General features: G+C 61.2%; 12 protein-coding genes. 6 read left to right on the top strand and 6 right to left on the bottom strand.

The window, feature by feature from the left end; all coding sequences use genetic code 11:
• Window positions 1-49: 49 nt before the first annotated feature.
• From GNP00_RS13240 to tpiA, 6 genes are all read right to left on the bottom strand, one after another.
• Window positions 50-367, bottom strand: a complete 318-nt coding sequence (locus GNP00_RS13240) for an FtsB family cell division protein (protein ID WP_011580969.1) — start codon at window positions 365-367, stop codon at window positions 50-52.
• A 417-nt stretch (window positions 368-784) separates the two neighbouring features.
• Window positions 785-2,059 (bottom strand): phosphopyruvate hydratase, encoded by a 1,275-nt coding sequence (gene eno / locus GNP00_RS13235; RefSeq protein ID WP_011580970.1) that lies wholly within the window; start codon window positions 2,057-2,059, stop codon window positions 785-787.
• 134 nt (window positions 2,060-2,193) lie between these two features.
• Window positions 2,194-3,024, bottom strand: coding sequence for a 3-deoxy-8-phosphooctulonate synthase (kdsA, locus tag GNP00_RS13230; protein WP_011580971.1), 831 nt, complete (start codon window positions 3,022-3,024; stop codon window positions 2,194-2,196).
• Between the two features lie 187 nt (window positions 3,025-3,211).
• Window positions 3,212-4,840 carry a CTP synthase gene (gene pyrG, locus GNP00_RS13225; protein ID WP_166016083.1) on the bottom strand — a complete coding sequence of 543 codons (1,629 nt, stop codon included), beginning with the start codon at window positions 4,838-4,840 and terminating at the stop codon, window positions 3,212-3,214.
• A gap of 141 nt (window positions 4,841-4,981) precedes the next feature.
• Complete coding sequence (gene secG, locus GNP00_RS13220; protein ID WP_011580973.1) at window positions 4,982-5,470, bottom strand: preprotein translocase subunit SecG; 489 nt, start codon at window positions 5,468-5,470, stop codon at window positions 4,982-4,984.
• Window positions 5,471-5,610: 140 nt separating this feature from the next.
• Window positions 5,611-6,375: a triose-phosphate isomerase gene (gene tpiA / locus GNP00_RS13215; RefSeq protein ID WP_011580974.1), complete on the bottom strand. Its 765-nt coding sequence runs from the start codon at window positions 6,373-6,375 to the stop codon at window positions 5,611-5,613.
• A gap of 147 nt (window positions 6,376-6,522) precedes the next feature.
• Here tpiA and GNP00_RS13210 point away from each other — a divergent pair, with 147 nt between their 5' ends.
• The 6 genes from GNP00_RS13210 (at window position 6,523) to lexA (ending at window position 12,777) form a co-directional block, all read left to right on the top strand.
• Window positions 6,523-8,409: a peptidyl-prolyl cis-trans isomerase gene (locus GNP00_RS13210; RefSeq protein ID WP_011580975.1), complete on the top strand. Its 1,887-nt coding sequence runs from the start codon at window positions 6,523-6,525 to the stop codon at window positions 8,407-8,409.
• A gap of 3 nt (window positions 8,410-8,412) precedes the next feature.
• Window positions 8,413-9,429: an anthranilate phosphoribosyltransferase gene (gene trpD / locus GNP00_RS13205; protein WP_011580976.1), complete on the top strand. Its 1,017-nt coding sequence runs from the start codon at window positions 8,413-8,415 to the stop codon at window positions 9,427-9,429.
• Between the two features lie 16 nt (window positions 9,430-9,445).
• Window positions 9,446-10,261: an indole-3-glycerol phosphate synthase TrpC gene (trpC, locus tag GNP00_RS13200; protein WP_011580977.1), complete on the top strand. Its 816-nt coding sequence runs from the start codon at window positions 9,446-9,448 to the stop codon at window positions 10,259-10,261.
• On the top strand, window positions 10,261-10,779 hold the full coding sequence (moaC, locus tag GNP00_RS13195) for a cyclic pyranopterin monophosphate synthase MoaC (RefSeq protein WP_011580978.1): 519 nt from the start codon (window positions 10,261-10,263) through the stop codon (window positions 10,777-10,779). The genes trpC and moaC overlap by 1 nt, the downstream gene beginning before the upstream one ends.
• Window positions 10,760-11,965, top strand: coding sequence for a molybdopterin molybdotransferase MoeA (locus GNP00_RS13190; RefSeq protein WP_011580979.1), 1,206 nt, complete (start codon window positions 10,760-10,762; stop codon window positions 11,963-11,965). The genes moaC and GNP00_RS13190 overlap by 20 nt, the downstream gene beginning before the upstream one ends.
• Before the next feature lie 101 nt (window positions 11,966-12,066).
• Window positions 12,067-12,777 (top strand): transcriptional repressor LexA, encoded by a 711-nt coding sequence (gene lexA / locus GNP00_RS13185; protein WP_011580980.1) that lies wholly within the window; start codon window positions 12,067-12,069, stop codon window positions 12,775-12,777.

Raw genomic sequence — 12,777 nt, 5'->3', positions numbered from 1 at the left:
AGTGGCTGAAAGTACTTGGAGTTTAGAAATTAACCTGATGTCGGTTAATTCATTTCGACCTGTAAAAGATGACGATCTCGTTTTCTTTCGAGAGATTCAGCGCTCGCCTCGCCTGCTCATCCAGCATGTCCTGCTCGATCATATCGCCGCTGAGCAGGCCGGCTCGCTCCTCCAACTTGCCACGGGCTTTGCGCAACGCCTCCAGCTCTGCTTCGAGAGACGCCACACGCTGCTCGAGCTGCGCCTTGGCGTTGAGGCCGTATTCTCCCTGGTAGGCATGAAAGCCGAAATACGAAAGCACGAGCGCAGTCACCGCAGGCACGATCAGCCTGCCGGTATTGCGTCGTTTGTGATGGCGGGTCCACATGCGGCGAATTCCTTCCACCGCATCTGACCACAGCTTGCTTAATGGAGAGTTTAGGCTGCATCGACATTTGGAAGGATGCCTTCCCGTGCTCACGGGGCCTCGCCTCCAATTGCAATGCAGGGATGCCTGCGAACCGAAGAGCGTGCCGGCAAATCACCGGCCCGCTACATGCGATTTCGGCAGCGCCTGCGGGATATTCGTCATCATAACACCCAACAAAGGATCAATGCCTGACTGGGTGACCTGACCTGCGCCGATAGTTAAATAAAATTCTTTGATAAATTTAACGACTGAAGCGGCAAGCGCTAAAACGTTCACTAGCGGACGACAAAGGGTGCGCAATCTGCCGCGCACCCCTGTCCAGCCCTTCGCTGTCGCAATATTTCCGCCGGATGTTTTACCCCGGGCCGTGAAACTTTAGCCCCGCACCACGGTGCGCCCGGCATAACGCGCGGCGCGGCCAAGCTGTTCTTCGATACGGATAAGCTGGTTGTATTTGGCGAGCCGGTCGGAGCGGGCAAGCGAGCCGGTCTTGATCTGCCCGCAATTGGTGGCGACCGCCAGGTCGGCGATGGTGGAATCCTCGGTTTCGCCGGAGCGATGCGACATCACCGCAGTATAGGCCGCTTTATGCGCCGTTTCGACCGCTTCCAGCGTTTCGGTCAGCGAGCCGATCTGATTGACCTTTACGAGGATCGAGTTGGCAATCCCCATATTGATTCCGTCTTTGAGGCGCGCTGCATTCGTGACGAAAAGATCGTCTCCCACGAGCTGCACCTTGCTTCCGGCAAGATCGGTCAACGCTTTCCATCCCTCGAAATCGTCCTCCGCCATGCCGTCTTCGATCGAGATGATGGGGTATTCGCCGGCGAGCTTTGAAAGATACTCCGCCTGCGCCTGGGCATCGCGCGTTTGCCCCTCGCCCTCGTAGACATATTTGCCGTCCTTGAAGAACTCGGTCGCGGCGCAGTCGAGCGCGATCGCCACCTCATCGCCGGGCTTGAAGCCGGCCTTCTCGATGGAGGCCATGATGAAGTCGAGCGCGGCATTGGCGTCCTTCAGGTTCGGCGCGAAACCGCCTTCGTCACCCACATTGGTGTTGTGGCCGGCGGCCTTTAGCCCCGACTTCAAGGTGTGGAAGATTTCCGAACCCCAGCGCACGGCATCGCGCAGCGTCGGCGCGCCGACGGGCATAATCATGAACTCCTGAAAATCGATCGGGTTGTCCGCATGCGCGCCGCCGTTCAGGATATTCATCATCGGCACCGGCAGGATATGCGCCGAGGCGCCGCCCACATAGCGATAGAGCGGCAGGCCGGAAGCAGCCGCAGTGGCTTTCGCCACCGCAAGGGAAACGCCAAGGATGGCGTTGGCGCCAAGCCTGCTCTTGTTGGGGGTGCCGTCGAGCTCGATCATGGTGCGGTCGATGTGAATCTGGTCTTCCGCCTCAAGGCCGCCGATGGCTTCGAAAATCTCGCCGTTGACCGCTTCAACCGCCCGCGCAACGCCTTTACCGAGGTAGCGCGGTCCACCGTCACGCAATTCCACAGCCTCATGCGCGCCCGTCGAGGCGCCGGAGGGTACCGCCGCGCGGCCTATAGAACCGTCTTCCAGGACGACATCGACCTCGACGGTGGGGTTACCGCGGCTGTCGAGGATTTCACGTCCGACGATGTCGACAATGGCAGTCATGGTGCTGTCCTTTTAGCTTGGCTTGGAGCGTGGAAAATTGCGCTCCTCTTACCCTACACGACAAAAAAGACAATGCGGTTGCGCTGCTTTGGGAAGCGCTTTGGCGCATCCTCTCCGGCCTGAAGGCTACCGGTTCACTTGCTCTTCGCGATCCGGTCGAAGGCCATCAGCCGCTCCAGGAGCGCCGGCATTTTGTCGAGCTGCACCATATTCGGCCCATCGGAGGGGGCATTATCGGGGTCCTGATGAGTCTCAATGAAGACGCCAGCCACGCCGACCGCCACCGCAGCCCGCGCAAGGGTTTCCACGAAGCGCCGGTCGCCGCCGGAGGAGCTCCCCTGCCCGCCCGGCTGCTGCACCGAATGGGTGGCATCGAAAATCACGGGCGCGCCGATCTCCGCCATGATGGGTAGGGCGCGCATGTCGGTGACGAGAGTGTTGTAGCCGAAGGAGACGCCGCGTTCGGTTGTCAGCACGTTCGGATTGCCGGAAGCCGTGATCTTGGCGACGACATTCTTCATGTCCCAGGGTGCCAGAAATTGTCCCTTTTTCACGTTTACGACCTTGCCCGTCTTGGCAGCAGCGACGAGCAGGTCTGTCTGCCGGCAAAGGAAAGCCGGGATCTGCAGCACATCCACAGCATCCGCCAAGATTTCGCATTGCCCTTCCGTGTGGACATCGGTGAGCACGGGCACGCCGAGCTCACGCCGGAGATCGGCGAAAATCGGGAGCGCAGCATCCAGGCCGGCTCCGCGTTTGCCCAGCAGCGAGGTGCGGTTCGCCTTGTCGAAGCTCGTCTTGTAGACGAAACCGAGACCGAGCTTTTCCGCCATCTCCTTCAGCCGGCCGGCCATTTCGAACGCATGCTCGCGGCTTTCGAGCTGGCAAGGTCCCGCGATCAGCGCGAGCGGGGCGTCGTTGGCGAAGACGGCTTGGCCGATTTCCACCCGTGGATTGGGTATCATTGTTCGAACTCCATCTGGCGGCCCCCTCGGGCAACGGCCAATCGAAGCTACTTTCGACTGCCGGCAAAGCCCCGATAATCAGGCGCGGATCCCCAGGTCAAGATCGGGATCCTTGCCTGAGCGGTCTCAAAATCGCAAGCGCATCAAAACGAACCCGTCCTCGGGAATGTTCGGCATCTCCGCGGCGCTAAACCAGACGCGACTGCTCCACGGCGGCGGCGATGAAGGAAGCAAAAAGCGGGTGCGGCTCGAAGGGCCGGCTCTTCAGTTCCGGATGGTACTGCACGCCGACAAACCAGGGGTGGTCTGGGTACTCTATCGTTTCCGGCAGCACGCCGTCAGGCGAAAGGCCGGCGAAGACAAGTCCGCACGCCTCAAGCTTCTCGCGGTAGCCGATATTGACCTCATAGCGATGGCGGTGGCGTTCGGATATCTCTTCGCTGCCGTAGATTTCCGCGATTTTTGAGCCAGGCTGGAGCCGTGCCTCGTAAGCGCCGAGCCGCATCGTACCGCCCAGATCGCCGGCCGCCGTGCGCTTCTCCAGCATGTTGCCGCGCAGCCACTCGGTCATCAGGCCAACCACCGGCTCCTTTGTCGGTCCGAATTCGGTGGAGGACGCCTTCTCGATGCCCGCGAGCGAGCGGGCAGCCTCTATGCAGGCCATCTGCATGCCGAAACATATGCCGAAATAGGGCACTTCCCGCTCGCGCGCGAATTTCGCTGCCAGGATCTTGCCCTCGGAGCCACGCTCGCCAAAGCCGCCGGGCACCAGAATGCCGTGCACCTTCTCCAGCCACGGCGCCGGATCTTCCTTCTCGAAAATCTCAGATTCGATCCAATCCAGCTTCACGCGCACCCGATTGGCGATGCCGCCATGCGTAAGCGCCTCGTTAAGCGACTTATAGGCATCCTTGAGGCCGGTATATTTGCCGACGATTGCAATCGTCACCTCGCCTTCCGGATTGTGAATCCGGTTCGAGACCTCCTCCCAACGCTCCATCCGCGGCTTGGGCGCAGGGTCGATCCCGAAGGCGGCAAGCACCTCCGAATCAAGGCCTTCCTTATGATAGGCCATCGGAACATCGTAGATATGCGCCACATCGAGGGCCTGGATGACGGCCGATTCGCGCACATTGCAAAAGAGCGAGAGCTTACGTCGCTCCTCAGGCGGAACCGGCCGGTCGGCCCGCACGAGCAGGATATCGGGTGCGATACCGATCGAGCGAAGCTCCTTGACGGAGTGCTGGGTGGGCTTGGTCTTGAGCTCGCCCGCCGCCGGAATCCAGGGCATCAGCGTCAGATGGATGTAGACGGCGTTGCCGCGCGGCAGTTCGTTGCCAAGTTGGCGGATGGCTTCGAGGAAGGGCATCGCCTCGATATCGCCCACCGTGCCGCCGATTTCGCAGAGCACGAAATCAAACTCCTCGTTGCCTTCGAGTACGAATTGCTTGATCTCGTCAGTGACGTGAGGGATCACCTGCACTGTGGCGCCGAGGTAATCGCCGCGCCGCTCCTTCTCGATGATATTCTGGTAGATGCGGCCCGTGGTGATGTTATCCCGCTTGTTGGCCGAGCGCCCTGTGAAGCGCTCGTAATGCCCGAGATCGAGATCCGTCTCCGCCCCGTCGTCGGTAACGAAAACCTCGCCGTGCTGATACGGCGACATCGTGCCGGGATCGACGTTGAGATAGGGATCGAGCTTCCTCAATCGGACGCGGTACCCGCGTGCCTGCAGCAGCGCGCCGAGAGCCGCCGATGCAATGCCTTTGCCGAGGGAGGAAACCACGCCGCCGGTTATGAAAACATATCGCGCCATGGGACTCATCGCATAGCTCGGCGCGAGCGATTCCGCCACAACAAAATGCCCATGCCTGCTTCTTTTCTATGTATAACGGGTTCGACGCATTCGCGCGGGCGGCTTGAAGACCGCCCGCAAGATCGTTCGCGGGAAGCGACTCTATTGGCTGGTCGGCACCTGCGATTCCGGATTTACAGGCTGCCCGGACGATGAGCCCGATTGCCCGGAAGGCGCAGTCTCAGGCTCGGCTGGCGCCGGCGCGCTCTGCGGTTCTGAAGGAGCGGGAGCCGTTTCGCTTGCGGGAGCCTGCTCCTCGGCAGGCGCGGGCGCCGTGGTACCGCCTCCAAGCTGATCGAGAATGCCGCCGCCCGCACCTTGAGGCTGTGTCTGGTCCTGCGGCAGCCGGTCGAAGATATCGGTCGGCCGCTCACCGTAGCGGGCATGGAGCGAGAGCGCCAGCGAAGTGATGAAGAAGGCCGCGGCGAGAATCGCCGTCGTGCGCGTCAACACGTTCGCCGCACCGCGTGCCGTCATGAAGCCGGAGCCACCGCCGATTCCGAGCCCACCGCCCTCTGAACGCTGCATCAGGACCACGCCGACCAGCGCAATGACTATGAGCAAATGAATGACAAGGATGACCTGATGCATGATTCCTTCCGGCGCCAGACGCTGCCCGCTTCTCTACCGCGGACGCGGCTCATTACACGGCTTTAGGCCGTTTTCCAAGCCCTATCGGGCACAGATAGGCAAGCTGTGCACCGTTGCAAGCAGAACTCTTCGCTTGAAGCTTATTTGCCTTTAACAGCCGCCGAAATCGCGAGGAAATCGGCAGCCTTGAGGCTGGCGCCGCCAATCAGCGCCCCATCCACGTTCAGTATGGAAAGCAGTTCGCCCGCATTCGACGGCTTCACCGACCCGCCGTATAGAAGCCGCATCCCATCGGCTTCAATACCCAGCTTCATTCCAAGCTCGGCACGCAGATGGGCGTGCGCCTGGGCCACATCTTCCACCGTCGGCGTGAGGCCGGTACCTATGGCCCAAACCGGCTCGTAGGCGATTACGGAATTTTTCGCCGTAGCTCCCGGCGGAACGGAACCGGCAATCTGCCGGGAAAGCACCGACAGCGTTTCGCCCGCCTCGCGCTGTATCTTGGTTTCCCCGATGCAGATGATGGCAGTGAGGCCGGCGCGCCAGGCGGCTTCCGCCTTGGCTGCGACATCCTCATCGGCCTCATGATGATCGGTGCGGCGTTCCGAATGCCCGACGATTACGTAGCTCGCGCCGCAGTCGGCCAGCATCTCAGCGGCAATATCGCCCGTATGGGCACCGCTGGTCGCCGGATGGCAGTCCTGGCCACCCGTCGCAACCGGCGTTTTCGCCAATATGTCGGATGCGCGCGCCAGCAGCGTTGCCGGCACACAAATGACACCGTCCGCTCCCGCTCCCGCGGCCTCCACAAAACCGCTGCCGATGGCTTTCAACTCACCCAGTGAGCTCTCAGTGCCGTGCATCTTCCAATTACCGGCGATGAGGGGGCGGATTGTGGGTGTCATGACATCTCCGTGTCCAATGGTTGTGCACGGGAAGGTTCAGTACCAAAAAGACGCCACAAAGCAATCGACAGCTGTGTTCCAGAGCGCTATTCCCAATTAGAGAAAACGAACAGCAGCCAATTTCCACCTACGGACAGCAGAGACCACATGCTTGATAGTCTTCGAAAAGCGGCAACCACCTGGGTTGCAAAACTCCTGCTCGTAGTTCTTGTCGTGAGTTTTGCGGTTTGGGGCATTTCCGGTTCGATGCTCACCGGTACCAGCGGCGACGTCATTACCGCCGGTGGCACAAGTGTTTCAGCTCTTGACTATCGCCTGGCCTATGATCGGCGCATCGCCGAACTTTCAAGGCAGTTCGGCACTCGCCTGACGCGGGAGCAAGCCGTAGCCTTCGGCATCGACGAGCAGGTTCTCTCCCAATTGTCCGCGGGGGCGGTGCTGGACGAAACCGCGCGGGAAATCGGCCTCGGCGTCTCCAAGGATAAGCTCGCCGAGCTTACTGCTTCTGATCCTGCTTTCCGCGGTCTGGACGGAAGATTCGACAGAAGTCAGTTCGAGTTCGTGCTGAGCCGGATCGGCATGCGGCCTGAGGACTATCTCAAGAACCGCGAACAAGCGGCGGTACGGCAGCAAATCATCGATGCCGTCGCAAGTGGCGTTTCCGCGCCCGACGAACTGCTGCGCAGTCTTGCGCGTTATCGGGGCGAGGACCGTACAATTGAATATGTGGCCCTGCCCCGCTCGGCGGTTGAGCCAGTGGAGCCGCCCAGCGACGAACAGCTTCAAACTTGGTTTGAGGAGCGCAAGGATAACTACGCCGCGCCCGAGTACCGAAAGATCGAGTATGTGAAGCTTGAAGCTGAAGACATCGCCGACCCGTCGGTGATTTCGGACGAGCAGGTCGAAAGCTATTATCAGCAGAATCAGGCGCAATACACGACGCCTGAGCGGCGCCAGGTCGAACAATTGACCTTTGCTTCCGCCGAGGAAGCCACGGCCGCGCGCGAGAGCATGCGCACTGGAACCACTTTCGAGGACCTGATTGAGCGGCAGGGAAAGAAGCTGCAGGATGTCAGCCTCGGCACATTGACGCGTGCTGACATACCGGACCAGGTTATCGCCGATGCGGTTTTCTCGCTTACCGAGGATCAGGTGAGCGATGTGGTGCAGGGCACCTTCGGCCCCGTGCTGCTCCGCGTGACGGAGATCACGCCGGAAGCCGTGACCCCGCTCGACCAGGTTAAAGAAGAAATTCGTCAGCAGCTGGCGCTGGATGAAGCGAACCGGTTGCTGCTCGACACCTACGACCAGTATGAAGACGCACGTGCCGGAGGCGATACACTGCAGGAAGCGGCAGAGCGGCTCAGCCTGACCGTAGGCACGATTGATGCGGTCGACAGGGACGGCAACAAACCGGACGGCACGCGCGTGGAAGATGTCCCCAACCTGCCGGCGCTGCTCGCGGAGGCGTTCCAGACGGAAGTGGGGGTCGAGAATGCTCCCATCAACCTGACCGGCAGTGGTTTCCTCTTCTATGAAGTTGCCGAAATCGTGCCCGCGCGCGACCGGGAATTTTCTGAGGTCCGCGACCGCGTCCTCGAGGATTGGACCGAGGCGGAAGTCACTTCCAGGCTCGACGCCCGTGCAAAGGCGCTGCAGGAAGAGATAAAGAACGGCAAGACGCTTGATGAAATCAGCACGGAACTTGGCCAGGAGAAGATGGTCAAGAGAGGCCTGAAGCGTGAAGCAAGCGACGCAGATCTTGGACAGACCGGCGTGGCAGCCGTCTTCAGTGTGGCGAAGGGAGAAACTGGCACCGTCGCCAATCCGGCAGGGGACGCGCGTTTCATTTTCCAGGTGACCGAGGTGTTCGAGCCCGCCTCGGCGACGGCCGAATCCTTGCCGGACGACATCAAGACCGCGGTCAATCAGGGCTTGGAAAACGACCTTCTCGACCAGCTCGTGACGCGCCTCCAGGCCGAGCATGGCGTCACGGTAAATCGCACGGCAATGCAGCAAGCACTCGCCTTCTGACCAATGGCTGATCTCAAGGCACATATCGCCAAAGTGGCTTCCGGAGCTGCGCTGAGCTTTGCCGAAGCGCGTGAAGCTTTCGGGATCATCATGTCCGGCGAGGCCACACCAAGCCAGATCGGCGGATTTCTGATGGCGCTGCGCGTGCGCGGCGAGACGGTGGATGAAATCAGCGGCGCGGTCGATACGATGCGCTCCAAGATGCTGCCGGTCACCGCTCCGGCCGAAGCGGTCGATATCGTGGGCACCGGGGGCGACGCTTCGGGAACCTACAATGTCTCGACCTGCGCAGCCTTCATAGTCGCCGGCTGCGGCGTTCCGGTTGCCAAGCATGGCAACCGCGCACTCTCCTCGAAATCGGGAGCAGCCGACAGCCTCGTCGCGCTCGGCGTCAATATCGAGCTCGGGCCTGACCAGATAGCCGCCTGCATCGCCGAGGCCGGTGTCGGCTTCATGTTCGCACCCAGCCACCACGCGGCGATGCGCCATGTGGGGCCGACGCGTGTGGAGCTCGGCACCAGAACGATCTTCAATCTCTTAGGGCCTCTATCGAATCCGGCGGGCGTTAAAAGGCAGCTCGTCGGAGTCTTCTCGGCCCAATGGGTGGAGCCTCTGGCGCATGTCCTGCGGCAGTTGGGAACGGAAAAGGCCTGGGTCGTGCACGGAGACGGGCTTGACGAAATGACGACCGCCGGCGTCACCCGGGTGGCCTCCCTGGAGTATGGCGAGGTGAGGACCTTCGAAATCACCCCCGAAGAGGTTGGATTGCAGCGGTCTGCGGCCGCGGCCCTCAAGGGCGGCGACGGCGAGTATAACGGCAAGGCTCTGCGCCGGGTGCTTGAGGGCGAACGGAACGCCTATCGCGACATCGCCGTTCTGAATGCCGGCGGCGCGCTGATCGTCGCGGGCAAGGCAGAGACCCTGAAAGACGCTGTCGCCCTCGCCTCGGAGTCGATCGAAAGTGGCCGGGCGCTGGCCGCGCTCGAGAAGCTCGTCGAGGTTTCCAACCGGAAACCCTGAGGATAAACTTAGGATCATGGCTGACATTCTTCGAAAGATCGAAGCTTACAAGCGCGAGGAGATTGCGGCTGCGAAGCAAGCTCTACCTCTGGCCGAGCAGGCTGCACGGGCACGGGATGCCGCTCCCATACGCGGGTTTGCGGCGGCGCTGCGCTCAAAGCATGCTGCAGGGCAGTTCGCGCTGATCGCGGAGGTGAAGAAGGCAAGCCCCTCCAAGGGCCTCATTCGAGCCGATTTCGATCCCCCAACTCTTGCAAAAGCCTATGAAGACGGTGGAGCTGCCTGCCTTTCCGTGCTCACGGACCGTCCCTCCTTCCAGGGCGCGCCCGAGTTCCTGACTGCGGCGCGGGCTGCCACGAACCTGCCTGCCCTGCGCAAGGACTTCATGTTCGAGCCCTATCAGGTGTTCGAAGCACGCGCTTGGGGCGCGGATGCGATCCTGATCATTATGGCGAGCGTCTCGGATGACGAGGCTATCAATCTCTCGGAGACAGCGGGCGAACTCGGCATGGACATCCTGCTGGAAGTCCACGACGAAGCCGAGCTGGAAAGGGCGCTAAAACTCCCCTCGCCCTTGATCGGCATCAACAACCGCAATCTCCGCACCTTCGAAACGACCCTGGAAACCAGCGAACGCCTCGCGCCTCTGGTGCCGGAGGATCGAGTCATCGTGGGTGAGAGCGGTATCTTCACCCACGCCGATTGTCTCCGGCTCAAGAAAGTCGGCATTTCCACATTCCTTGTGGGCGAAAGCCTGATGCGCCAGAACGATGTCGAGGCCGCAACGCGGAGCCTTCTTGGCCTACAGCGGAATATCGAGGCAGTGAGCTGATGGCCAATGAAGCCGGGAGCAGGCTAACCCATCTGCGTGCCGATGGCCGCGCTGAGATGGTCGATATCGGCGCCAAGCAGGAGACCGAGCGCGCGGCGATTGCAGCCGGCGCCGTGGTCATGGCGCCCGAGACGCTCCAGGCAATCCTCAAAGGGGATGCAAAAAAGGGCGATGTGATCGCTGTCGCGAGGATCGCCGGGATCATGGCCGCCAAGAAGACACATGATTTGATCCCGCTTTGCCATCCCCTGGCGCTTACGAAGGTTGCGGTGGAGATCGCTCCGGATGAATCGCTGCCGGGGCTTCGCGTCGAGGCGACGGCCCGTATCACCGGCAAAACAGGCGTGGAGATGGAAGCGTTGACCGCCGTGTCCGTCGCCTGCCTCACGATCTACGATATGGCGAAGGCGCTGGACAAGGCCATGGTCATCACGGACATCCGCCTTGTGGAGAAGCGGGGCGGCAAGTCGGGAACCTGGCGCATGGAGGACGCCGGTCATGGCGCTGCTTCGCGTTGAAGATGCCCTCCGGCGTGCGCTTGATGGAATAGATATCCTTCCTGCCGAGGAAGTGCCGCTTGCCGAGGCGGCAGAGCGTATCCTTGCATGCGATTTGAAAGCGCGGCGCACGCAGCCACCTTTCGATGCCTCCGCCATGGATGGTTATGCCGTTCGCGCCGCTGATATCGAGAGCCCGCCTGCCACGCTGGCCGTTATCGGTGAATCCGCCGCGGGACTGCGCTTTTCCGGCCGTGTCGGGCCTGGAGAAGCCGTGCGCATCTTTACGGGCGCGCCAGTTCCCGTCGGGGCAGATACAATTCTCCTCCAGGAAAACGCCTCTGCGCTGGAAGCGGACCGTATCAGCGCGCTGGAGCCTGCGCTCCCCGGCCGCCATATCCGCATCGCGGGACTCGATTTCAAGGAGAGCGATGTTCTCCTTGGAAAAGGCCGGCTGCTCGACCCGGCAGCCATTGCGCTTGCTGCGGCTGGCGGACATGCGCAGTTGCCTGTCGTCCGTCGTCCTCTGGTGGCGCTGATCGCGACCGGCGACGAGCTGGTTCCACCCGATACCGTGCCGGGGGCCGATCAGATCATTGCCTCGAACCATTTTGGAATTGGCGCCCTGGCAAAGCTCGATGGCGCCGATGTGCTCGATCTCGGGATCGTTCCGGACCAACAGCACGCGATCGCCGGCGCGGCCCGAAGCGCTCTTGAGGCGGGGGCGCATATCGTCGTTACGCTGGGCGGCGCGTCGGTAGGAGAGCGCGATCTGGTGCGTCAAGTGCTTACAGACGAAGGCATGGAACTGGATTTCTGGAAAATCGCCATGCGTCCGGGAAAGCCGCTGATGTTCGGCCGTTTTGGAGAGACGCGCGTTCTCGGGCTGCCAGGCAACCCCGTCTCCAGCTTCATCTGCGCCCATCTTTTCCTGCGTCCGATGATCGCCCGGCTTTCGGGCCGAATCTTTCGCGCGGATCTTCGTCCCGCCAAGCTCGGCAAGGCTCTCAAGGCGAACGACGAGCGGCAGGATTATCTTCGCGCTCTCGTCGAAGAGCACACGGATGGTTCCGTCGCTACCCCTTTCGAGACGCAGGATTCGTCCATGCTGACAACGCTCGCCAGGTCCAACGGCCTGATAATCCGCGAGCCGCATGCTCCAGCGGCAGAAGCAGGCACCCTGTGCACGGTTTTGATGCTGCGCTGAGAGTGCGCGGGAATAACCATTTGATTTTGATGTTGCGGAACACAACTCGAACATATAGTGTATGTTCTGGGTTTGTTTATGACTGATTCCGGGTGGGTCCCATGCTTACGCGCAAACAGCACGAGCTGCTGCTTTTCATTCATGCACGTCTCAAGGAGACGGGCATACCGCCCTCATTCGATGAGATGAAAGAGGCACTGGATCTTGCCTCCAAGTCCGGTATTCACCGGCTGATTACGGCACTGGAGGAGCGCGGCTTCATTCGCCGCCTGCCGAACCGCGCCCGTGCATTGGAGGTGTTGCGGCTTCCCGATTCGATCGCTCCAGGGCTCGCGGCGCCGCGCAAATTCTCGCCCAGCGTCATCGAAGGCGGCCAGGGCCGTAGCTCTCCCGCGCCTAGGCCCGCCGCCAATAATGACGACGAAACGAGCGTTGTTTCGATTCCGGTCATGGGGCGGATCGCCGCGGGTGTGCCGATCGATGCCATTCAGCACCGGACTCATTCGATCGGCGTCCCACCGGACATGATCACCGGCGGCGAGCACTATGCATTGGAGGTCAAGGGCGATTCGATGATCGAAGCCGGCATTTTCGACGGCGATACGGTCATCATTCGGCAGACCCAGGCGGCAAATCCCGGCGACATCGTCGTTGCTTTGGTGGATGAAGAGGAAGCCACCTTGAAGCGCTTTCGCCGCAAAGGCGCATCGATTGCGCTGGAGGCTGCCAATCCTGCCTATGAAACACGCATATTCGGACCTGATCGCGTGAAGGTGCAAGGCAGGCTGGTGGGACTGATTCGCCGGTACTAA

The sequence above is a fragment of the Chelativorans multitrophicus genome (assembly GCF_011317445.1).
Classification (GTDB): Bacteria; Pseudomonadota; Alphaproteobacteria; order Rhizobiales; family Rhizobiaceae; genus Chelativorans; species Chelativorans multitrophicus.
This window is presented reverse-complemented; position numbering and strand designations above follow the sequence as displayed.